Source organism: Actinomadura nitritigenes (genome assembly GCF_017573545.1).
GTDB classification, from domain to species: domain Bacteria; phylum Actinomycetota; class Actinomycetes; order Streptosporangiales; family Streptosporangiaceae; genus Spirillospora; species Spirillospora nitritigenes.
The window spans coordinates 136,278-157,419 of record NZ_JAGEOK010000021.1 but is presented as its reverse complement, the minus strand read 5'-3'; the positions used below and the strand labels follow the sequence as shown (position 1 = coordinate 157,419).

The following is a 21,142-nucleotide window of genomic DNA, read 5'->3' as shown; positions in this document are numbered from 1 at the left end:
CCAGCCCCGGACACCGAACTCAGCCACCACCCCCGCCACCGGACCCGCCGCCGGGTGTGGCCCCGGTGATGGCCTGCATCTCCTGCCCGATCATCTCCTGCAGTGGCACGCCGTCGCAGTTGCCGAGGATGACACCGGCCCAGTCGGTGTCCGGGTAGATGTCCCAGTTGGCGGCGACACCGGGGTTGCCGCCGGCGCGCTGGTACATCCACTGGCCGCCGACGATGGACGCCGTAATTCCGTACGCGCCGAACGACGTCGGTCCATGGGGGAGCTTGGCCCCGGTGAGCACGTCGGCCCAGGGCCGGTCCAGGAGCGTGCCGTCGCCCAGCGCGTGCGCGAACCGGACCAGGTCCGGCGCGGTGGCGAAGCCGCCGTCTCCGGGGGGATCGATGAAGGCGCGGCCCGGATTCTTGCCGAGTGTCTCCCGGTTGGGGCTGCTCTTGTCCAGGTTGCGGACGGCGTCGACCTGGCTGCCGTCGGCCAGCGTCATGTACGGGTGGGCGATGTGCTCGTCGGCGAGCCACTGCGGCCGGGTGTAGAACGCCGAGCCGGTCATGCCGCAGCGCTTGAAGATGTTCTCCTGGACGTAGTCCCAGTACGTCGTGCCGGTCACGGCCTCCACGATCAGCGCGGAAATGGTGACCTCCGCCTCCGCGTGGGCGGTGTCGGGAACGCCTGGAACGCCCACCAGTCTCGCCTGCCGGGCCCGCCGCTGGTAATACCTGTGCACCTCTTTGCGGCTCTGGAAGACGTGTTGCACGTCCTCCTCCGGGCTGGACAGCCCGGAGGTGCCGGACAGCAAGTGGTGGATGGTCACCCGCTCGGCGATGTTCTTGGCGAAGCCCTTCAGGTGGGTGCCCACCGTGTCCGACAGCCTCAGCTTGCCCTTCTGCGCCAGCTGCAAGATGGCCACCGCGTAGAACGGCTTGCCTGCCGAGCTGAGGCTGAACGCGGTGCCTTCGTGATTGCGGATGCCCTTCTCTTCGTCGGCCATGCCGTAGCTGCGCGACAGGACCGTGCGGCCCTTGTGCGACAGCAGCACCACGCCGGAGAACTTGCCCTCGGCGGCCAGCTTCGCCACGTACCGGTCGTAGGCTCCGCCTGGACGGGCGGCCGGTGGGACGCCGTTGCCGTTCGGGGCCGGAAGGTGCTGCCCCGTGGTCACGGCATGCCCGGATCGGGAGCCCACCAGCGGCGCGGCGGCCGCCACCGCGCCGGCGGCCGCCAGCCCGCCGCCCCACCCGAGCAGCCGCCGCCGATTGACGCCACGTACGGAATCCGATTCCAAGATGACGGTCTCTTTCCTGATCGACGAACCGACCTTTGATGTGGTCGATGGCTCCACTGAAGACGGAAGAGCGTTGCGGTGGCGTATGCGTTTTTCGATACGCCCGCGATACACGTTCCGGGAGGGGCATGGGTCGTCGCGCTGGGGGCGAGGTACGGCAGGGCCGTGCGGTGGGTGAGGTGCGCCGGATCTCGCCGGTGGTCGGGCCCTCGGCGTGCAGGACTGTCCCTCTCGAGGGCGGTTCAGCGCGGGACGGCCACCAGCGCCATCGGCAGGGCCGAACGCCGGAAGTCGACCAGGGGCCACAGCAGCTGAAGCCGGCCGCCGTGCACGGCCAGCTCGTAACGTCCGCAGAAGTCCCGCCGGTACCCGCCGGCCGACACCTTCTGGCAGGCGACCGGCCCGCCGTCCAGGTTCAGGGCCAAGCGCAGGTCGAGCCCGGCCCGGGGCAGGAACGCGGCGAGCGAGGGCAGGGAGAAGTAGGCATCGCGGGTGGTGCCGACGATGATCCGCCCGGCGCCGTCCTGCCCGAGGAAGCTGCGGTTGGCCAGCCATCGCTCGTCCGTGCCGCCGGCCCGGCCATGCCCGTCGGCTCCCAGCAGCATCGGGTAGGACACCATCGCCTGGCTCGTGCCGCTGAGGGCCCGCCGCCAGTCGAGAGCGGCCAGGTCGACCAGCCGGGCACCGCCCGGGCCACCGGACCCGCCGACCACGAACGCCCCGTGCGCGGCCTGGTAGGAAGCCGGACCGAGCCGGTGGCCATCGCTGATCACCGGGGTGTCCGGCGTCCCGTGACGGCCGTAGTAGCTGCCGTTGACGACCAGCGACGCCCCGGTGGCCTTCATCCAGTCACCGACGTCCCGGTCGCCCGCCGGGCGATTGAGCACACGGAATCTGTAGCGGGCCGGGTCGATCCTGCTGAGCAGCAGGGCGTCCACGGGTCGCCCGCCCACCCGGACGGGCAACTCGGCGACCTCCAGCCCGGTGGCGATCCGACGCCAGCGCGCCGGCTCGGGCGCGTCGGGCGTGCGCCGTCCGGCCAGCGACAACCGGATCCCCGGGGACAGCCGCGAGTCGTCCGGGGCCACGTCGCCCCAGACGTTGGCGCCGCGGCGCAGCATGACGTTGACGGCGTACCAGCCGCCCTTCCCGTACGCGATCCCCACCGCCACCGACGCGACCAGGACGGGACACAAGGCCAGCGCGGCGATCCACCGCCAGCGTCGCAGGACTCTGGTCCAGATCATGCGAATTATGATGCTTGCCCTTCACGGGCGGTTCGGTCCGTCGCGTCAGTACCGTCTGCGCAGCCGATACCACTGCGGGGACGTCCGGTTCATCGGCCACCCCAGTCCCGCGGTCTCGGCGGGCCGGACGTCGAGCATCTCCCAGTCCGGGAACGCGTCCTCGACCTCCGCCCGGGACACCCCGCCGATGCGGGAGCGGAGCCGGGTGGGGCCGAAGGCGAGCATCAGCAGCGTCGCGGCGGGGTCGGCGAGTGCGGTGACACCGCGGCCCACGGCGTGCCGCCGCGGCCCACGGCGTGCCGCCGCTCGGCCTCGAAACCCTGGAAGCAGCCGATGTCGAGGAAGAAGCTGAACGTCCCCAGATCGGCCGCCGCCAGGTCCGTCACGTCGCCGACCACATAGGTGGCCCCTTCCGCGGGCCTGCGCCGGGCCGCTTCGATCGCGGCCGGGACGTCGTCGATCCCGACGGCCTGCCAGCCGCGGCGCCCCAACTCGGGGGTGAACTGGCCGCGGCCGCAGCCGAGGTCGAGGGCGCGGCCGAGCGGCCGCGAGCGGTCCGCCTCCTCGCGGTCCAGGAGCGCGGCGATGCCGGCCCCTGCGGCCTTGCCGTAGCGCTCCCAGGGGGTGATGCCGAAGCGGTACATGCGGGCGTAGTTCGTCATCTGTTCGGATCACCGTCAAGGGTCGTCGAACGCTCTTCCGCGCCTGGCCGTGGAGGGGAGCCGGTGCCCGCCTTCGGCACGTTGGCGGGCGCTCCGGTCATCGCACCGGGGCGGCCTTCGGCTTCGCAGCGGGCCGCGCATGCGCAGGCGTCCGCGGACGAGCCGGTCGCGCCGTCCGACGTCGCCGCCTGTCGTGCGGGGACGGTGCAGCAGGTGTCGCCGCGCCAGGCGTCGCGGCCTTCCTTGGCGGCGACGGCGGCGATGACCAGCGCCGTGATCGGGTCGGCCCAGGCCCAGCCGAGCAGAGCGTTGAGCGCCAGCCCGGCCAGCAGCACGGCGGACAGGTAGGTGCACAGCAGGGTCTGTTTCGAGTCGGCCACCGCGCTGGCCGAGCCCAGTTCCCGGCCGGCGCGGCGCTGCGCGGCCGACAGGAACGGCATGACCAGGAGCGACAGCGCGGCCAGCACGAGGCCCGGCGTCGAGTGTTCCGCCTGCCCGGCGCCCAGCAGGGTGCGGACCGCGTCGACGGTGACGTAGGCGGCCAGCGCGAGGAACGAGGCCGCGATGATGCGTAGTGCGCGGTGCTCGCGACGCTCGACCACGGCCGGGTCGCGGGCGGAGAACTGCCAGGCGACCGCGGCGGCCGAAGCGACCTCGATCACCGAATCGAGCCCGAACGCCACCAGCGCGCCCGAGGACGCGACCGTTCCGGCGGTGATCGCCACGACCGCCTCGGCCACGTTGTAGGTGATCGTGGCGGCCACCAGCAGCCGCACCCGCCGAGCCAGCTGCGCCCGGCGTCGGGGGGAGGGACCCAGCGACAGCGTTGTCACGCCCGCGCCTCCGCTTCGTCCGTGCACGCCCCCACGCCTTCGCCGCCGTCGATGCCGTAGGTGGGGCACAGCGCGACGGCGTGGTCCGTCGCGGCGAGAAGGCGCTCGGCCGAGCGGAGCAGGTCCAGCAGTTCGGGGGTCGCGATGAAGTAGAACGACTGGCGGCCCTCCGCGCGGTAGTCCACCAGCTTGCAGCCGCGCAGGCAGCCCAGGTGCTTGGACACCGTCGACTGCGCCAGCCCCAGTTCACGGGTCAGGTCGACCACGCGCGCCTCCCCGCGCGCCAGCCGCTGCACGATCGACAGCCGCACCGGGTCGGCCAACGAGTGGAACAGCGCCGCCGCCGGCGCGAGGGCGTCCAACGAACTCATTCCACAATCGGAATCAATCGCCATATCGCGATGATATGCGCAGGGCGTGGTGAGCGAGCCCGCGGGGTCACGGACGACGAGCGCTCGTAGTGGCCCACCGGGGGTCGATGCGGCCTAGCCAGGCGTCCTGATCGTCGGTCAGGGGCCGTTCCAGGGGGAGCGGCAGGAAACGGCAGGCGAAGGTCAGGCCGGTGTCCTCCCCGGCGCCGCCTACCGTGTGAGCCCATGTGTCCGCTGTGGACGCGGGTGCTCGGAGGTGGAAGTAGGTGGTCCTGCGCGGCTGGTGGGTGTCGGGGTGGGGCTTGTTCTCGACGACGAGCGGCTCGACCACGGAGGCAGTGCGCAGGCCGGTCTCTTCGAGAACCTCGCGTAGGACGGCCTGCTCCGGTTCCTCGCCGGGGCGGACGCCGCCGGCCGGGACCTGGGTGCCGGCCTGAGGCATGCCGACGTGGTCGAAGACGAGGAGTTCGGGAGCGGCGCGGAGCCGGATCACATAGGCGGCGACGCGGATCCTGGGTCGGGTCACCCGAGCATTCTGAGGCCGGGTGGCGAGGTGACGGCGCCGGTGGAGGAGTTCTTACGGAGATCGAACGTATGAGGGCCTGATCTGGTGCGGGGCCCGGTGAAGATCATTGACTGGGCCCATGAACGCATCCACTTCCGCTTTCTCCGTTCGGCGGGCCGGGCGCCGTGCCGGCGGCGCCGTGCTGCCCCTCGCGCTGGCCGCCGCGGTCTTCGCTCCGCTGCGTGCGTCGGCGGCCGAGGTCACGGTCGCGTCCACGACCGTGTCGCCTTCCAGGATCACCTCGGGGGAGCAGGCGATCCAGACGGTCACCCTGGCCGAGCCGGCTCCTGCGGGCGGGGTCGCCGTCGACCTTCTGGACGGCAACGAGTTCGAGGACCTGACCTACTGGCAGGCGACCAGGCACAGGGCGACGGTGCCCGCCGGGCAGCGCAGCGTCAGCTTCCCGATCAGGGTGCAGTCCGCGACCAGCGCGGGGACCGTGACCCGGCTGACCGCCCGTGCCGGCGGTTCCGCCGCGGAGACGTCCGTCACCGTCGACCCGATCGACGCGCGGGTGCAGGACGTCACCTCCTTCACCGTGGACAAGCGCATCGCGGTGGAGGGAAGCAAGATCACCGGCACGGTGCGGCTCAAGTCCCCGGCGCCGGTCGGCGGGCTGGCCGTGGACCTGCGCCAGACCCCGTACGAGAGCTCGGCCGTCTCGTTCCCGTACTACGTGGAGGTGCCGGCCGGGGCCACCGGCGCCACTTTCGCCATGGACGTCACGGCCTACGACCAGCCGCGTTTCGCGACCGTCAGGGCCGCTCTGAGCACCGCCACGCAGTTCGCCGGCGTCATCGGCGTGCCCAAGCGGTACTCCGTCGGCGTCCTCGGGCCGGTGCGTCACCGGCCGGGCAACGCCGAGAACTTCGGGGTGGTCGGTCTCGGCGGCATCTGGCACCCGTTCGGCGCCAGGATCAACCTGACGAGCGACACCCCGGGCGTCAGCGCCTACTTCAGCGGCCTGCCCGCCGACGGCAGCATCCCGTCCGACAAGGACGGCGCCCAGTTCAGCATCTACGTCGACGAGTCGGTCCCGGCCGGCACCAAGGTGAAGCTCACCGCGTCCTGGGTGCTCGGGCCCTCCCCGGTCACCACGGAGTTCACCGTCCAGGACTAGCCGCACGGCGCCGCGCGCACCGTTCGCCGGGCGGGCATCGCCCGTCCGGCGAGCGGCCGGGGCCGGGTGCTCGGGCGACCGGCCGGCTCGGCGGGCGGACTAGATTCGGTGCACGTGCGGATCATCTCCCTCAACGCCTGGGGCGGCGCGATGTTCGACGACCTCGCCCCCTGGCTCGACGCGTGCGGCGCCGACGTCCTGTGCCTGCAAGAGGTCACCCACACGCCGGGTCTCGGCGGCTGGACGCGCTTCGACGACGCCGACCGGTCGCTGCCCCAGCGGGCGAACCTGCTGGGGGATGTCCGCGCCCGCCTCCCGCGCCACCACGGGCTCTTCACCGCGAGCGACGCGGGGCCGGTCCAAGATCGGCAACAGGGGTTCCACCGGCAGGACTTCGGCCTGGCCACCTTCGTCGGGGAGACCCTTCCGCTGGTCGGCGTACGGTCCGCGTTCGTGCACGGCGCCTACACCGAGCACCGCGACCGATGGCCGAACGACGGCCGGCCCCGTGCCGCGCTGGCCGTGCGCGTGCACGACCGCCGGGCGGAGCGGTTCGTCACCGTCGTGAACCTCCACGGCCTGCGCGATCCGCGCGGCAAGGCCGACACCCCGGCCCGCCGAGCGCAGGCCGGACGGCTGGCCGACCTCGTCGAGGGAGCGCGCGAGGACGGCGACCTGACCGTGGTGTGCGGCGACTTCAACCTGCTCCCCGGCAGCACCACCTTCGCGATCCTCGCCGACCTCGGGCTGACCGACCTGGTCGGCGGCGCCGACACCCGGACCTCCCGCTACCCGAAGCCGCTCCGGCACGCGAGCTACCTGCTGGTCTCCGACCCCGGCGCGGTGGAGCGGTTCGAGATCGCGACCGCGCCCGAAGTGTCCGACCACCGGGCCCTGGTCCTCGACCTCTGATCCCCTCGCGCGTCGGGGACCGGCGCGGACTCGAGATCACGCGCTTTCGGATGTTCGAGGCCGGTGGGCGTTACCTCGGCCTCGTTAGCGCACTTCCCCAAGCGGGCTTGCCGGTGGAGACGTCACCGTGCGGGGCTTCGTGGTCCTGGCCGCGGTCGATGACATCGTCGAGAGCGGCGCGGGCCTCAAGGAGACCTTCGATGGCCTGGTCGAGCCTCGCGCGTTCGTCGCGCAGGCGCCCGATGACACCCGCGCACGCGGGAGTCGGCAGGGAGTCGTCGCGCAGACACGAGCTGACCTGGGCGATCGTGGCGGTGGACAGCCCGGCGGCCAGCAGGGCGCGGATCTTCCGCACCGCGCCGACGTCGGCGTCGGCGTAGTCGCGGTAGCCGTTGGGAGACCGCTCCGGCGTGAGCAGGCCCTGCTTCTCGTAGTAGCGGAGGAGCTGCTCGTCGACCCCCGTGCGCCTGGCGAGTTCCCCGATGCGCATCCGAACCGCTTTCGCCGCTTGACCTTGTAACTGGTTTCAGAGTTTACCTTCGTGATCGCCCGCCCGAGGCGAGCGCGCCCTGCGTGGCGCGGTACGGCATGACGACGCAAGGAGACCAAGGACGATGGCAGCACAGGCAGACGTATTCGTCGTGGGCGCGACCGGGTTGCTCGGCAACCGGATCGTGTCGGCCTTCCTGGACCGGGATGTGACCGTGCGCGCGCTGGTGCGCCCCGGCGCCGCAGGTGAGAAGAAGCGAGCGCTCGACGCCCTGCGGGCCGAGGGGGTCGAGCTGGTCGAGGGCGACATCACCGACCCGGCCGACCGGCTGGCCACCGCCATCGGCGGGGCGCGGACCGTCGTCTCCGCCGTCCAGGGCGGCCCCGACCTCATCATCGACGGGCAGGCGAACCTCCTGGCCGCCGCCGAGCAGGCCGGTGCCGCTCGGTTCGTCCCCTCGGACTTCGCCATCGACATCACCAAGCTCGACGACGGCGACAACGTCATGATCGGTTGGCGGCGGCAGGCGGCGGCACTGTTCGGGGGATCGCGGCTCGGCGTGCTGTCGGTGCTGAACGGCGCCTTCGCCGAGGTGATGACCGGCTTCATGGACCTCATCGACTGGGAGAAGGGCACCTTGTCGCACTGGGGCGACCCCGACCAGCCGATGGACCTCACCACCGTCCAGGACACGGCCCTCTACACCGTCGCCGCCGCCCTCGACCCGGCACTGGCGGACGGCGGGACGGTCCGCTTCGCCGGTGAGGTCGTCTCGATGCGCCGGTTCCGCGAGGCCGTCGAGCGCGGCACCGGCCGGAAGCTCACCTTGCGGACGCTGGGCACGGCCGACGAACTGCGGGCCGAGATAGAGCGCCGCGCCATGACGACGCAGAACCCGTTCGACTACGTGGCCCTGCAATACCAGTGGTGCATGGTCACCGGAAAGGGCAAGTTCGACACCCTGGACAACGACCGCTACCCGGAGATCAAGCCGGCCTCCGTGGAGGACTTCGCCCGCACCGCGAACCTGCCTGCCTGACACCCCGCCGGTTTCCGGCCCTTCTCCTGATCTTGCAGCGGCGGTCGCGGGTCGGGCACGCTTCGGCGGTGACCTCCGGGAAGGACGAGGAGCGCGCTGCGCTGGTGGCGGCGCTCGCGGCGGCGGCCGGGTCGAGGGCGGCTCGACGGGGCGTGCGCTGGGTGGCGGGGCGGCTGCGCAAGGTCGTCCACGAGGTCGAGTTCCTGCTGCCGCTGGCGTCGGCCGATGCGGAGGCACGTCTGCGCGCGGCCGTCGCTCGGGCGGGGCGCTCGGGCGGCTCGCCGGAGGTCCGGACGGCAGGGGACCGGCGAACGCTGCGCGGTCTGGTCGGAAGCGGCCCCGGAGGGCTCGATCCGGTGCTGGTCACCGCGACGGTCACCGCTCTCGGCCCGATGTCGACCTGGGTGGTTCTGCGGGTGGCCGTCCTGGAGGGGCCGATCCGGCGTCGCCTGGGGACGCGGATCGCCGAGCGGGTCACGGCGCTGGTGGGCGACGTCTGGCGGCTGCCGGTGCCGCCGGCCGTCACCCCGCTCGCGCCGCTCCCGGCGCAGGTCGGTGCGGGCGCTCGCCGGTGGCCCGATCGCGGTGACGGCTACCTCGCCCTCATCCCGGTTCGCGACGATCCCGAGGCGTATTACGCGGCCGACGAGGTCGCCGACTACCGGCATCCGGCGGTAGAGGCGGTCGCAGAGGAACTGGAACGCGGTTGCGGCGGCGTCGACGGGTGGTCCGTGGAGGTCGATCCGGAGCGGTACGCCGAGGCGGCGTTCGTGTTCGTGCGGGACACCATCGCCCGTTCGGAAGACGTGGACCGGTGGAGTACCGCTTATCGGGCGTCCGAGGTGCTGCGGTGCGGGGACGCCTTGTGCCACGGCAAGGCCCACCTGCTGGTCGCCCTGCTGCGCGCCCGGGGCCTTCCGGCCGGTGTGTGCTACCAGCGTCTGGCCGACGACCGCGGGCCCGGCGGCTTCCACCTGCACGCCCTCGTCGCCACCCGGATCGTCGGGCGATGGAGCCGGCTCGATCCGTGCGGCGGCGCGGCCGCCGGCTTCGACCTGTACGACGCGCGCCTCGCGCACCGCACCGACCCGGCCCGCGGTGAGACCGATCACCGGGAGGTCCACGCCGTACCGCCGCCGGCCCTGCGGGCGGCCCTGCGAACCGCCCCGCATGGACCTGCCGTCTACGCCCACCTGCCGAGCGAGCCGCGCTGAGCGCGGGCCGTGCCGGTCGTCGTCAGGAGGCGCGGCCGGTTAAAGGGTCGCGCGGAGGCGGTCCGGCGTTCCATGATGCGAGCGTGTTGGATACATCCCTTTATGTTGCGTTTCTTGTCGCCGCGCTCGCCCTGTGCCTCACGCCTGGCCCCGACATGATGTTCATCGTGGCCATGGGCGGACGGGGCGGCCCCGCCACCGGCGTGATGGCCGCGGCGGGAGTGGCCACCGGCGCGCTCACCCATGCGATCGCGGCGATGCTCGGCCTTTCGGCCCTGTTCACCACCCTGCCGACCCTCTACCACGTGCTGCGCTGGGCAGGCGCCGCCTACCTCCTCTACCTCGCGGTGAGGTCGTTCCTGGACCGCGGTGAAGCCGGTGACGAGGCCGCCCCCGCGGGACCGGGCCGGCTCCGCGCGTTCTGGCGGGGCGTCGTCACCAACCTGCTGAACCCCAAGGTCATCCTGTTCAACATCGCGTTCCTGCCGCAGTTCGTGAATCCCTCGCTCGGGCACCCGATGGTCCAGTTCCTCGTGCTCGGGCTGACGCTCGTGCTCATCGGCCTCGCCGTGGACGGGACGGTCGGGCTGCTGTCCGGCCGGCTCGCCCGGTTGCTGCGGCGGAGCCGCCGCGTCGCGCGCGGCCTCAACATCTTCAGCGGCACCGTCTTCACCGGCCTCGCCGTCCGGCTCGTGGCCGTCGCGAAATAGGGGCGTTCCCTCAGTGGCCGGCGCGGCCGATGGACGCGGCGGCGGTGTAGCGGCGGGCCAGGTCGGCGCAGGCGTCCTCGAGCTCGGCGGGACCGACGACCTCGAAGTCCGCGTCGAAGCGGCCGACGGCGGCGGCCAGGCCGGGCCAGGACCACGAGCCCAGGACGAGCCGGCACCGGTCCGGGCCGAGCTCCTCGACGAGCCCGTCCCGGGAGTAGCGGGACACGACCGCGGCGGGCAGGTCGAGGATCACCTCGCCGCGGCAGGCCCATCCGGCCGAGCCGCTGGAGCCGCGGAAGCGGCCGGCCACGAACGCGGCCACGTCGCCACCGGGAACGTTGCGGCGGGTGAAGCGGGGCCCCGTGGGGGCGCGCGGGGTGATCCGGTCGGCGCGGAAGGTGCGCCAGTCCTCGCGGTCGAGGTCCCAGGCGACGAGGTACCAGCGGCCGCCCCAGGTCACGAGGTGGTGGGGCTCGGCCCGGCGCGGCGGGACCGGGGCGCCGCCGCCCGCCTCCGGAGGTGCGGCGGGCGCGTAGTCGAACCGCACGACCTCGCGGGCGTGGACGGCGGCGCCGAGCGCCATGAGCACGCCGCCGTCGACCTGCGGTTCCGGCCGGGGCGCCGGCCGCTCGACGGCGGTGACCTGCAAGGTGTCGATCCGGTGGCGCAGCCGCGACGGCATGACCTGCCTGATGGTGGCCAGCGCGCGCGCCGCGCCGTCCTCGATGCCCGCGCCGCTGGTGGCGGCGGTCTGGAGGGCGACGGCGAGGGCGACGGCCTGCTCGTCGTCGAACAGCAGCGGCGGCAGTTCCGTGCCGGCCGCGAGCCGGTACCCGCCGTCCGGCCCCTTGATCGCGGCGATGGGGTAGCCCAGCTCGCGCAGGCGGTCGACGTCGCGGCGCACCGTGCGCGGGCTGACGCCCAGGCGCTCGGCCAGCAGCGCGCCCGGCCAGTCCCGGCGCGCCTGGAGCAGCGAGAGCAGCTCCAGCAGCCGCGCTGAGGTCTTGTGCATGCTTCCGATTCTCGCGGGAGAAGCGGCCACAACCTGTCCGCTTCCACTGCGACGGTGGACACCGAGCCCGACGAAACCGAACGATGAGGAGCCCGCGATGGCCGTCGACGCCGTGACCCACCTGAACTTCCGAGGCGATGCGCGCGAGGCGCTGTCCTTCTACCGGTCCGTGTTCGGCGGGGACATGGCCGTGGTCACCTACAAGGACGCCGGAAACGTCCAGGACCCGGCCGACGCGGACCGGGTGATGTGGGGCCAGGTGGCCGCCGGCAACGGTTTCCGGGTGATGGCGTACGACGTTCCGTCGAACCTGCCGTGGAACCGGGGCGAGAACGCGTTCTTCGTCTCGGTGCGCGGCGGGACGGCCGAGGAGATCACCGCCTGCTGGGAGAAGCTCTCCGAGGGGGCGACCGTCCGGCAGCCTCTCGGGCCCGCGCAGTGGGCGCCCCTCTACGGGATGCTCGTGGACCGGTTCGGCGTCGTCTGGGTCCTGGACGTCGCCGGCGGCTACGACGCGTCCTGACCCCGGTGGCCGTCCTCGACGACCGGGCGTTGGGCCGCGCGACGCTCGCCCGCCAGTTGCTCCTCGATCGCGCCGGCCTCCCGGCCGTCGACGCGATCGGGCACCTCTGTGGCCTGCAGGCGCAGGAACCGCAGGAGCCGTTCGTCGGGCTCTGGTCGCGGCTCCGCGCGTTCGACCCGGCGACGCTCTCGGACCTGCTGACCGGACGGCGCGTGGTGCGGACGCACCTCATGCGCCGCACCGTCCACCTCGTCACCGCCGAGGACGCCCTGTCCTGGCGGGGCCGACACGAGGCGATGCTGCGCCAGCGGGTCCTCGGGGTCTACCGCGGCGAGTTCGCCGGGGTGGATCTCGACGAACTCGCGGCGGCGGGGCGGGCGGTGACGGCCGACGGCGAGCCGCGCTCCATGGCGGAGCTGGCGCGCGCGGTCGCCGGACGCCGGCCGGACCCGTCACCGCGGGCCCTGGGCGAGATGCTCGTCGCCGCCCTCGTCCCGATGGCGCAGATCCCGCCGCGCGGGCTGTGGCGGACCAGGGCGGGGGTGCGCAACGTCCCGCTGTCCTCCTGGCTCGGCCGCGAGGCCGACCCTCCGCCGACGGACGGTTCGGACCCGGTGGGGCAGGTGCTGGTGCGGCGCTACCTGGCCGCGTTCGGGCCCGCCGCCTCGGCCGACCTGCGCGCCTGGTGCGGTCTCGCGGGACTGCCCGCCGCGATCGCCGCGATGCGCGGCGAACTGGTCGCCTTCCGGGACGGGCGGGGCCGCGAGCTGCTCGACCTCCCCGACGCGCCGCGCCCGGATCCCGACACGCCCGCCCCCGTGCGGTTCCTGCCGGCGTACGACAACGCGATCCTCGGCTACCACGACCGCGGCCGGATCATCGACGACGACCACCGCGGCCTGTCCGTCACGGGCGCCCGCGTGGTGCTGGTCGACGGGCGGGCCGCCGCGACCTGGAGCGCCGACGCCGGCACGGTGGCCGTCACCCCGCTGCGCCGCTTCTCCCGAGCCGAGCGCACCGCCGTCGCCGAGGAGGGGCGGGCGCTGGCGTCGTTCCTCTCCGACGGCGACGGCGACCGCGTCCGGATCACCGATCCGGTGTAGGCGGAGGCGTCGGCACAGGAGCAGGCGGAGCGTGCCGCGGGAGCCGGGGAGGGCGCCGCGTCAGGCCCAGCCGTGCACGCCGAACGGCTCGCCGCGCATGATCGCGGCGAGCGCCAGCGCGCAGTGCGGGATCACGTCGCGGGGCGGCCTGACCGGGTCGATCCACACCGCCTCGGACGCCTTGTCCGGCTCGGCGGCGCGCGGTTCGCCCTCCCAGCGGTCGAAGCGGAACCAGAAGTCGCTCACCGCGTGGCACGGGCCCGGCAGCGTCTCGGCGGTGCGGTGCATGACATGGACGAAACGGGCGTCCTCGCGGCGCAGCCGGACCCCGGTCTCCTCGCGGGCCTCGCGGATCGCGGCGGCCAGCACGTCCTCGCCCGGCTCGATCCGTCCGGCGGGCGGGCAGAGCCACCCGTCGGCGTACCCGGTGTTGTGGCGGCGCAGCATCAGGACCTGGCCGTCCTGGCGCCGCAGGACGACATGGGGCGCGACGAAGGACCCGTACCAGCCGCCGGCGCCGCCCTCCGCCGGTGGCGCGGCGACCGTGCGGGCGGAGACGATCCCGAGACGTCCGGCCATGTGCGCCTCGGCCTCGGCCGCGCCGCCCGCCAGATCGACCATGGGGATCGCGGCGGACAGCATGACGTCGGCGAGCTCGTCCAGCACATCGGTCCTGCTCTTGTGGACGCCCTTACGGGGGTTGCCGCCGGTCATCCCGATGTAGGCCTCGGCGACCTCGCCGACCTCCTCGGCGAGCTTCAGCACCAGCGTGTGGGTCGGCACCTCGGCCAGGTAACCGGTCCTGACGCGGGCGGTGTCGGCCCAGAAACCCCGGCACGGCTCAGTGGTCTCGGAGGAGCTCACGGTGTCGAGCCTAGGAGCCGGAAAGGCGCCCGTCCCGGTTTCTCGAACATCCGATCGAATTCTTGATCCGGCGCCCTCGCCGGTTCCCCGTACCGCCGAGGGCGCTTCTAACTACACTTGTAGCAGACCGTTGCGGAGAGGGCGGCTGCGGTGCTCCACCGTGGCCGGGGTCTCGCGGACGAGCTGGAGTCCTGGCTGCAGGCCGTGGCCGGGCACGGTGGCGGGCACGGCTTCGGCGGGCATGAGTACGGGCACGAGGGGTTCGGCCACGGCGCCCATCACGGCGAGCACCACGGCGGCCACGGGCCGGGCTGGGGCGGCGTGGCCGCGGGCGCGGCCGGCGGTCTCGCGGCCGGGTTCGTCGCCGGTGCCGTCGTCAACGAGATGCTCGATGACGATGACGACGGCGGTGACGACGACTCGTTCGACACCGGCTTCGCCCAGCAGGCCGTCCAGAACGCCTACCAGGAAGCCGCCTACGAGCAGGCGTACGAGGACGCGATGGACACGTTCGAAGACGGCGGCTGACCCGGCGCGCCCCGAGGGTCCGAGCCGGCACGGACCTCGGGCGTCACGCCTCCCGGACGCTGATCGCGGCGCGGCGGTGGCGGGGCTTCTCGATCTCGTCGAGCAGCGCGATCGCGAAGTCCGCGTAGGTGATGCGGCTGGCCGGATCGCCGTGGTCCGCGATCGCGTACCGGCCGGCCGGGGCGCCGTCGTGGTCGAAGTCGCCCGCGGGCGCCACGTACGTCCAGTCGAGGTCGGAGGCCCGGAGCTCGTCCAGGCCCGCCGCGTGGCCGAGGTAGAAGGACCGGTACTCGTTCGGGTAGCCGGGCTCGTCCATCAGCGGAACGCCGGACGGCCCGGGCATGATCGACGCGAGCCCGACCACCAGCAGGCGGCGCACGCCCGCCCCGGCCAGCCCGGCGGCCAGCGCGCGGGACGAGGCGGTGAAGAAGTCGTGCGGCGGCACCGCCAGGTCCGCGGCGGCGCTGACGGCGGCGTCGTGCCCGGCGGCGGCCCGCCCGACGCCGGCCGCGTCGGTGACGTCGCCCGCCACGACCCGCGCGCCGGCCAGGTCGCCGTGGCGCGCCGGGTCGCGCACCACGGCGGTGACCCGGTGGCCGCGCCGGTGCGCCTCGGCGACGGCCTGCCGCCCGGCCCGGCCGCCCGCGCCGAAGACCACGATGTTCATGGAGGAACCGCCTTTCACCAGGGCCGGGAGCCCGTGCGCCCGGCCGGTGCGCCGACGTTAACGGGGGCCGCGGTTTCCGCCGGGATACCGGTTATCGTGAGGGCATGAGGGAGCCTTTGCCCGCCGACATGTTCGACGAGCTGTGCCCGTCCGCCCTCAACCCGATCCGGTTCGGCGACAAATGGGCGGGGCTCGTCATCCGCTGCCTGGAGCACGGACCGCGCCGGTTCTCCGAGCTGCGCGTCCCGCTGAGCCGCGTCACGCCCAAGGTCCTCACCCGGTCGTTGCGCTCTCTCGAACGGGACGGGCTCGTCGAGCGCACCGTCCATCCCGGGACGATGCCGCATGTCGAGTACGAGCTGACCCCGCTCGGCCGCAGCATGCTCCAGCCGATGGCCGCGGCGTGCGCCTGGACCGAGGAGCACTGGGACGAACTGCTCGACGCCCGCGAGTCCTACGACGACGCCGCCCGTCTGGACCACACCGGATGACGACGCCGCGATGTCCGGGCGGACGGTGACCGGCTTCCACGCCGGCGTCCGCTCATGAGGGTCGTCGGCCGGTCCGTGGCGCGGGGCTTCGCCGGATGTCAGGCGGTGGCCGGGTGGAGGCGGGCTCGGCGGGTCTCCATGACCAGGTAGCCGGCGAGGGCCAGGACGGCGGCCGATTCGAGGCCGAGTGCCAGCCAGACCGTCGTCCGGTAGCCGTACTCGTGGAAGCCGAAGAGCGTCGCCTGCTCGCTGATGAGCAGGCCGATGATCGTGCCCAGGAGGAACACGATCCCGCCGAGCGCGACGAGCGCGTGCGGGGCCCGGCCGATCAGCGGCAGGGACCGGACGAGCGGGATGGAGGCGAGCGGTACGAGCAGCAGGATGCCCAGTACCACCGCGCTGGCGAAGTTCGCCGCGAACAGGGGGCCGATGATCGGGATGACGCGGTAGTGGTCGGCCAGGAACTCGTACAGGTGCACGGCGCCGACGCCGAACAGCAGGAGCGCCGACAGGTGGCGCAGCAGAGCCGGGGACAGGGCCCCCGTGCCGGTGAGGTCAGGGCTGGTAGCCACCATGGGCACTCCCGGTGGTCTGGATCTGTCCTTGCGGGGTGAGGGCGAACCAGGGAGAGCCGAACTGCGTGATGCCCTGGCCCTGGGCGTCGCCGCGTCCGGTGTCGGCCTGGTAGTAGTACAGCGGGTGCCCGGCGTAGACGATCTGGCGCGGCCCGTCGGGGCGGGCGATCGTGGTCAGCATGCCCGCCTGGGCCCCGCCGGACGTCCCGGGCGGTCCCTGGGTCGTGGCCGGTGGCCAGATGCTCGCGCACGCGCCGAAGCAGGTGGACCGGTTCGGCGGGTCGGCGGCGAACAGGTACAGCGTGCGGCCCTTGTCGTCGACCAGGACCCGTCCGAGCTTCGGCACGGCGGCCGACGTGACCTGCTGGTGGCCGGGGCTCTGGGAATTCGTCGCGAACGCGCAGCCGGCGGCCAGCAGGCCCGCCGCCGCGACGGCGGACCAGCGCGGGGACGGGATCCGCGCGCGCGACGTGTCAGGAGCCACCTTTCTCGACCTTCTGGCCGGCCGAGGACACCACGTACCACCCGGCGCCGAACTGGTTGAGCCCCTGCCCCTTGGCGCTGCCCTTCACGGCGCCGTCGGGCGTGTAGTAGTACAGCGGGTGCCCACCGTAGGTGACCTGCTTCTTTCCGTCGCTCCTGGTGGTCGTGCCGAGCTTGGCCGCCTTGGCGTCGGTGCCGGCGTGCGGCGTGCCCGTCGTCGTGACGGGCGGCCACACCGCCGCGCAGGGCCCGGAGCAGGACGACGTGCCGCCCTGGTCCTTCTCGAACAGGTAGACCGTGCGGCCTTCGCCGTCGACCAGGACCTGCCCGAGGTTGCCGACCTTCGCCGTGGCGATCGTCCCGCCCTCGTTCGAGGTGTTCGGCGCCGTCGTCGCGGCCACCGGCACGGCGGGGCGGTGCGCGTGGGCGCCGCCCGGACCGGCCGAGCCCCCGCACGCGGTGGCCGCGGCCGCGAGCGCCGCGACGGGCACCGCCATGCGCACGCCGCGGCTCCGCCACGCCGGGGTCGCCGGACCGGACGAGTGCGGAGTGCTGCGCAGAGTCGTTCGGGACATCGCAGGACGTCCTTCCCTTGGAGGGCTCGGAATCGGTCGAGCCGATGCCTTCCTTTCCGGCTCCGCCCTTACCCGGGGAAGCGGTGGCCGAACTGACTTGCCAAGACGCTGACCTGCTCTTTCTCAGTCACCGAAGGCCCGATGGCGAACCCTTGAGGGAGCCCCGTGGACGAGGTGACGGCGCTACTCGCGGGTGCCTCCGCGGGAGCGCGGCGGGAAAGGAAGGGGGCTTGGCGGGGCCGGTGGGCGGTGGCGGCCTCCGTCCCCGTCAAGCCCGGTGCCGGCGGACGGCGCTGTCCGCCGACGTGTGCGGCAAGCCCGGCGGTCAGTACCCGCCGGGCTTGCTCGTGGTGGGCGCCGGCGTCGTCGGCGACGGGCTCGTCGGCGCGCCGCCGCCACCGGCGCCGGAGACGGTCAGCTGCGTGTGCATGCCGAGCCCCTTGTGGTTGTCGACGGGGCACCACATCTGGTACGTGCCGGACTTGAGGACGGCCTTCAGCATCCCGGTGGAGCCGGGCTTGACGCCCGTGATCATCTTCGTGCCGCTGATGCCCGGGCCGGAGATGGCCAGCCCGTGCACCGTCGTGCCGACGTTCTTGGCGACGAAGGTGTACGCGCCCGGCTTGAGGTTGGTCATGGACGGCGTCAGCGTGAACTCCTTCTCGGTCACGGTGACGGTCGTGGTCTTCGCGCTCGGGCTCGGGCTCGTCGTCGCGTGGGCGGCCCCGGCGGGGGCCAGCGCACCGGCCGCGAGCACTGCGGCCCCGAGTGTGGTGGAAATGGTGGATTTGTTCATAATTGCCGGGCTCCCCGCCGCCCTCCCGGCCAAACCGTGCGGGTGTCGCCGAAACCGCAGGTCAATGCGGGGTCCGGTGGAGGTCGACCAGCATGCGCGAACCCCTGTGGGCGGCGGCGTGCCGACCCCCGGACCGGGGCCGTGTCACAGGCGGCCGGGGCTGTCTCGTCTCGGGTCCGAAAGGACGGACCGGAAGCGGGAAGGGGAAGGTCATGCGCGTATTCGTGGCAGGCGGGAGCGGGGTTCTCGGGCAGCGGCTGGTGCCGCAACTCGTGGCGCGGGGCCACCAGGTGACGGCGACGACGACGAGCGCCGCCAAGCTCGACCTGCTGGAGCGCCTCGGCGCCGAGCCCGTCGTGATGGACGGGCTGGACGCGGCGTCCGTCGGCGAGGCCGTCGCGGCCGCCCGGCCGGACGCGGTCGTCCACCAGATGACGGCGATCTCGATGGCGCACGCCGGGAAGCCGGACATCAAGCACCCGGACCGCTGGTTCGCGCTCACCAACCGGCTGCGCACCGAGGGGACCGACCACCTGCTGGCCGCCGTCGAGGCGACCGGCGTGCCGCATGTCGTCGCGCAGGGCTACGCGAGCTGGAACGGCGTCCGCGAGGGCGGCTGGGTGAAGACCGAGGAGGACCCGCTCGACCTGCTGGAGGGGACGGCGGCGCAGGTCGGGATGGAGGCGATGCGGCACGTCGAGGACGAGGTCCTCCGGGTGGGCGGCGCGGTGCTGCGGTACGGGGCGTTCTACGGTCCGGGCGCCATCGACGACCAGGTGGAACTGGTCCGCAAGCGGCAGTACCCGCTCGTCGGGCGCGGCACCGGGTACAGTTCGTGGATCCATCTCGACGACGCGGCGAGCGCCACCGTGCTGGCCGTGGAGCGCAAGGCGCGGGGCGTGTTCAACATCGTGGACGACGAGCCCGCCCCGGCGAGCGAATGGCTGCCCCACCTGGCCGCGTGCGCGGGGGCGAAGCGGCCGATACGGGTCCCGGTGTGGCTGGCCCGGCTGCTCGCCGGTGACCAGGCCGTCATCATGATGACGGAGGGGCGGGGGTTCTCCAACGCCAAGGCCAAGCGGGAGCTGGGCTGGAAGCCGCGCTACCCGTCGTGGCGGCAGGGTTTCAAGGAGGAACTGGCGTGAGCCGGGCCGAGGAGTTCCAGGAGCTGCGGCCGCTGCTGTTCTCGATCGCCTACCGGATCCTCGGCAGCGTCAGCGAGGCCGAGGACGCGGTCCAGGAGACGTGGCTGCGGTACGAGGGTGCGGCGGCGCGGCCCGCCTCGGCGAAGGCGTACCTGTCGGCCGTGGTGACGCGGATCTCGATCGACGTGCTGCGCTCGGCCCGCGTCCGGCGGGAGCAGTACGTCGGGCTGTGGTTCCCCGAGCCGCTGCTGGCGGACCCCTACGAGGACCCGCAGCGGTCGGCGGAGCTGGCCGACTCGCTGTCCATGGCGGCCCTGCTGCTCCTCGAACGGCTCAGCCCGCTGGAGCGGGCGGTGTTCGTGCTGCGGGAGGTGTTCGGGTTCGGTTTCCCGGAGGTCGCGTCGGCGGTGGGGAGGTCGGAGGCGGCGTGCCGCCAGCTCGCCGTGCGCGCGCGCCGCCACATGGACGCGGGACGTCCGCGGTACGAGGCGGACCGGCGCGAGCGCGAGGAGCTCGCCGGACGCTTCTTCGACGCCTTCACCGAAGGGGACGTCGACAGGCTGCGGGAGCTGCTCGCCGCCGACGCGCGGCTGGTCAGCGACAGCGGCGGCAAGGCGCCCCGGTGGGGCGAGGGCGTCGCCGGGGCCGCGAAGGTGGCCTACGCGCTCGCCACGCTCGTCCGGCCGTTCCTGGAGATCGGCGGCGCGGTGGAGCCGTGCGAGGTGAACGGCCAGCCGGGCGCGGTGTTCCGCGACCGGGACGGCAGGGTCGTCAACACGTGGTCCCTGGACATCCTCGACGGGCGGATCCAGATGATCCGCACGGTGCTCAACCCGGACAAGCTCGGGCATGTGGGGCCCGTCGCGGACGCCTGGGCGGTCGTCCGGGAGACGGCCCGGGTGCACCGGACCCCCGGCTGACGGCCCGCCTCGCGCCCTCACCGGCGGAACCCCCGCGCGGGCCGGACCGTCTGATCCCGGGCGTCCGCGAGCACATGGGGGAAACCGGATGAACATTCGGAAGCTGCCGTTCCGGCGCGGCCGGCTCCCCTGGGTGATCGCCGCGGTCCTGATCGTCGTCGCCGGGGCGGCGGTGACCGTGGTGACGGTCCTGGACGAGCCCGCCCGGCCCCACATCTGCGGCTGCAAGCCGCCGCCGGACACCAGCGGGATCGAGGGCGTGCCCCGCGGCTGGCAGGACGCCGCGGCGCACCGCGACGCCGGGAAGGCATGGCGGCTGCTCACGCCCGAGTCGCAGCGGCGGTACGGATCGCCGCGCGGCCTGCGGGCGGCGCTGGCCCGCATCGCCCCGGACCCGCACGGCCCCGCGAAATGGACCCTCGTCGACAGGATCACGCAGGGCCGCGGCACCCCCAGCGCGTTCCTGTACCTGCTCGTCGAGAAGCGGACCCTGCGGCCCGCCGGAGCCGTCGTCGTCCACTCGCGGGCCGACGGCTCCGCCGACGGGCGGGTCGATCCCGCGCCCGCCGCGACCGTCCGCATCCTCGAACCGGCGGCGCGCGCGAAGCTGGACGCCCGCCCGGCGATGCGCGCCGCGACCGGCCGTCCGCCGGCGTACGTCGCCGTGCAGGCGGGCGGGGTGACGTTCGGCGCCGTGGGGGCGATCCGCCGTCCCGACGGCCGCGACGAGCCGTTCGACGAGCCGCTGCGTCCCGGCCCGGCCCTGATCGTCGCGGTCGAGTCCGGCGCGGACGGCCGTTTCGCGTACGGGAGCGTCCGCGTCACGGTCCGGTGACCGATCCGGCCGGCTCGATGACGCAGGCGGGCGCGGCCGAATAACCTCACCCGAGCGGTCATGTGACGCTCGCGCTCCGTCCGGCTACTCTCTGTGCCTGAAGGTGATCGGGTGGACACTGGGGCTCCTGTGGTGCCCCGGGCGGCCCGGCCCGGCCGCCTCCGCGCTGCG

General features: G+C 73.5%; 27 protein-coding genes. 12 read left to right on the top strand and 15 right to left on the bottom strand.

Annotated elements, in window-relative coordinates; genetic code table 11:
- Positions 1-19: 19 nt before the first annotated feature.
- The 7 genes from J4557_RS30345 to J4557_RS30320 form a co-directional block, all read right to left on the bottom strand.
- Complete coding sequence (locus tag J4557_RS30345) at positions 20-1,291, bottom strand: serine hydrolase domain-containing protein (RefSeq protein ID WP_208270168.1); 1,272 nt, start codon at positions 1,289-1,291, stop codon at positions 20-22.
- 242 nt (positions 1,292-1,533) lie between these two features.
- Positions 1,534-2,538 carry a phosphodiester glycosidase family protein gene (locus tag J4557_RS30340; protein WP_208270167.1) on the bottom strand — a complete coding sequence of 335 codons (1,005 nt, stop codon included), beginning with the start codon at positions 2,536-2,538 and terminating at the stop codon, positions 1,534-1,536.
- Positions 2,539-2,583: 45 nt separating this feature from the next.
- Positions 2,584-2,811, bottom strand: a complete 228-nt coding sequence (locus J4557_RS51775) for a hypothetical protein (RefSeq protein WP_307800296.1) — start codon at positions 2,809-2,811, stop codon at positions 2,584-2,586.
- Entirely contained in the window at positions 2,763-3,200 is a 438-nt protein-coding gene (locus J4557_RS51770) for a class I SAM-dependent methyltransferase (RefSeq protein WP_307800295.1), read from the bottom strand. Before J4557_RS51770 ends, J4557_RS51775 begins: the two co-directional genes overlap by 49 nt.
- Entirely contained in the window at positions 3,197-4,033 is an 837-nt protein-coding gene (locus tag J4557_RS30330; protein ID WP_208270166.1) for a cation efflux transmembrane domain-containing protein, read from the bottom strand. The genes J4557_RS51770 and J4557_RS30330 overlap by 4 nt, the downstream gene beginning before the upstream one ends.
- Positions 4,030-4,404 (bottom strand): ArsR/SmtB family transcription factor, encoded by a 375-nt coding sequence (locus tag J4557_RS30325; RefSeq protein ID WP_208270165.1) that lies wholly within the window; start codon positions 4,402-4,404, stop codon positions 4,030-4,032. The genes J4557_RS30330 and J4557_RS30325 overlap by 4 nt, the downstream gene beginning before the upstream one ends.
- A 67-nt stretch (positions 4,405-4,471) precedes the next feature.
- Entirely contained in the window at positions 4,472-4,930 is a 459-nt protein-coding gene (locus tag J4557_RS30320) for an NUDIX hydrolase (RefSeq protein WP_208270164.1), read from the bottom strand.
- A gap of 118 nt (positions 4,931-5,048) precedes the next feature.
- On the opposite strand from J4557_RS30320, the gene J4557_RS30315 reads away from it, so the two are divergent.
- Positions 5,049-6,089 (top strand): hypothetical protein, encoded by a 1,041-nt coding sequence (locus J4557_RS30315; protein ID WP_208270163.1) that lies wholly within the window; start codon positions 5,049-5,051, stop codon positions 6,087-6,089.
- 114 nt (positions 6,090-6,203) lie between these two features.
- Entirely contained in the window at positions 6,204-7,001 is a 798-nt protein-coding gene (locus J4557_RS30310; protein ID WP_307800294.1) for an endonuclease/exonuclease/phosphatase family protein, read from the top strand.
- 70 nt (positions 7,002-7,071) lie between these two features.
- On the opposite strand, the gene J4557_RS30305 is transcribed toward J4557_RS30310, so the two are convergent.
- The gene (locus tag J4557_RS30305; protein WP_208270162.1) at positions 7,072-7,491 is read right to left on the bottom strand and encodes a MerR family transcriptional regulator; all 420 of its coding nucleotides are present in this window, start codon (positions 7,489-7,491) and stop codon (positions 7,072-7,074) included.
- A gap of 124 nt (positions 7,492-7,615) precedes the next feature.
- Here J4557_RS30305 and J4557_RS30300 point away from each other — a divergent pair, with 124 nt between their 5' ends.
- From J4557_RS30300 to J4557_RS30290, 3 genes are all read left to right on the top strand, one after another.
- Positions 7,616-8,530 (top strand): NmrA family NAD(P)-binding protein, encoded by a 915-nt coding sequence (locus J4557_RS30300; protein WP_208270161.1) that lies wholly within the window; start codon positions 7,616-7,618, stop codon positions 8,528-8,530.
- A gap of 68 nt (positions 8,531-8,598) precedes the next feature.
- Entirely contained in the window at positions 8,599-9,744 is a 1,146-nt protein-coding gene (locus J4557_RS30295; RefSeq protein ID WP_307800293.1) for a transglutaminase-like domain-containing protein, read from the top strand.
- A gap of 83 nt (positions 9,745-9,827) precedes the next feature.
- Entirely contained in the window at positions 9,828-10,454 is a 627-nt protein-coding gene (locus J4557_RS30290; protein WP_307800292.1) for a LysE family translocator, read from the top strand.
- 10 nt (positions 10,455-10,464) lie between these two features.
- Here the strand turns inward: J4557_RS30290 and J4557_RS30285 are convergent, their stop codons facing one another.
- A complete protein-coding gene (locus J4557_RS30285) occupies positions 10,465-11,466 on the bottom strand; it encodes a helix-turn-helix transcriptional regulator (protein WP_208270159.1) in 1,002 nt (333 codons plus the stop codon).
- Between the two features lie 97 nt (positions 11,467-11,563).
- On the opposite strand from J4557_RS30285, the gene J4557_RS30280 reads away from it, so the two are divergent.
- Positions 11,564-11,989: a VOC family protein gene (locus J4557_RS30280; protein WP_208270158.1), complete on the top strand. Its 426-nt coding sequence runs from the start codon at positions 11,564-11,566 to the stop codon at positions 11,987-11,989.
- Positions 11,990-11,994: 5 nt separating this feature from the next.
- Positions 11,995-13,092 carry a winged helix DNA-binding domain-containing protein gene (locus J4557_RS30275; protein WP_208270157.1) on the top strand — a complete coding sequence of 366 codons (1,098 nt, stop codon included), beginning with the start codon at positions 11,995-11,997 and terminating at the stop codon, positions 13,090-13,092.
- Between the two features lie 60 nt (positions 13,093-13,152).
- Here the strand turns inward: J4557_RS30275 and J4557_RS51765 are convergent, their stop codons facing one another.
- Positions 13,153-13,956 (bottom strand): NUDIX domain-containing protein, encoded by an 804-nt coding sequence (locus J4557_RS51765; protein WP_208270156.1) that lies wholly within the window; start codon positions 13,954-13,956, stop codon positions 13,153-13,155.
- 150 nt (positions 13,957-14,106) lie between these two features.
- Here J4557_RS51765 and J4557_RS30265 point away from each other — a divergent pair, with 150 nt between their 5' ends.
- Positions 14,107-14,484 carry a hypothetical protein gene (locus tag J4557_RS30265; RefSeq protein ID WP_208270155.1) on the top strand — a complete coding sequence of 126 codons (378 nt, stop codon included), beginning with the start codon at positions 14,107-14,109 and terminating at the stop codon, positions 14,482-14,484.
- Between the two features lie 43 nt (positions 14,485-14,527).
- On the opposite strand, the gene J4557_RS30260 is transcribed toward J4557_RS30265, so the two are convergent.
- Positions 14,528-15,151, bottom strand: coding sequence for an NAD(P)-dependent oxidoreductase (locus J4557_RS30260; RefSeq protein WP_208270154.1), 624 nt, complete (start codon positions 15,149-15,151; stop codon positions 14,528-14,530).
- A gap of 104 nt (positions 15,152-15,255) precedes the next feature.
- Between J4557_RS30260 and J4557_RS30255 the strand changes: the two genes are divergently transcribed.
- Positions 15,256-15,642, top strand: coding sequence for a winged helix-turn-helix transcriptional regulator (locus J4557_RS30255; RefSeq protein ID WP_208270153.1), 387 nt, complete (start codon positions 15,256-15,258; stop codon positions 15,640-15,642).
- 98 nt (positions 15,643-15,740) lie between these two features.
- On the opposite strand, the gene J4557_RS30250 is transcribed toward J4557_RS30255, so the two are convergent.
- The 4 genes from J4557_RS30250 to J4557_RS30235 all read right to left on the bottom strand — a co-directional run bounded on the left by J4557_RS30250 (position 15,741) and on the right by J4557_RS30235 (position 18,071).
- Positions 15,741-16,217, bottom strand: a complete 477-nt coding sequence (locus tag J4557_RS30250; protein WP_208270152.1) for a hypothetical protein — start codon at positions 16,215-16,217, stop codon at positions 15,741-15,743.
- Positions 16,198-16,701, bottom strand: coding sequence for a COG4315 family predicted lipoprotein (locus J4557_RS49950; RefSeq protein WP_208270151.1), 504 nt, complete (start codon positions 16,699-16,701; stop codon positions 16,198-16,200). Before J4557_RS49950 ends, J4557_RS30250 begins: the two co-directional genes overlap by 20 nt.
- Complete coding sequence (locus J4557_RS30240; RefSeq protein ID WP_208270150.1) at positions 16,691-17,275, bottom strand: COG4315 family predicted lipoprotein; 585 nt, start codon at positions 17,273-17,275, stop codon at positions 16,691-16,693. Before J4557_RS30240 ends, J4557_RS49950 begins: the two co-directional genes overlap by 11 nt.
- Positions 17,276-17,600: 325 nt before the next feature.
- Positions 17,601-18,071, bottom strand: coding sequence for a hypothetical protein (locus tag J4557_RS30235; RefSeq protein WP_208270149.1), 471 nt, complete (start codon positions 18,069-18,071; stop codon positions 17,601-17,603).
- Between the two features lie 212 nt (positions 18,072-18,283).
- On the opposite strand from J4557_RS30235, the gene J4557_RS30230 reads away from it, so the two are divergent.
- The 3 genes from J4557_RS30230 to J4557_RS30220 all read left to right on the top strand — a co-directional run bounded on the left by J4557_RS30230 (position 18,284) and on the right by J4557_RS30220 (position 20,971).
- Positions 18,284-19,216, top strand: coding sequence for an NAD-dependent epimerase/dehydratase family protein (locus J4557_RS30230; protein WP_208270148.1), 933 nt, complete (start codon positions 18,284-18,286; stop codon positions 19,214-19,216).
- Positions 19,213-20,136 (top strand): RNA polymerase sigma-70 factor, encoded by a 924-nt coding sequence (locus J4557_RS30225; RefSeq protein ID WP_208270147.1) that lies wholly within the window; start codon positions 19,213-19,215, stop codon positions 20,134-20,136. The genes J4557_RS30230 and J4557_RS30225 overlap by 4 nt, the downstream gene beginning before the upstream one ends.
- A gap of 88 nt (positions 20,137-20,224) precedes the next feature.
- On the top strand, positions 20,225-20,971 hold the full coding sequence (locus J4557_RS30220) for a hypothetical protein (RefSeq protein WP_208270146.1): 747 nt from the start codon (positions 20,225-20,227) through the stop codon (positions 20,969-20,971).
- The last annotated feature ends 171 nt before the right edge of the window (positions 20,972-21,142 follow it).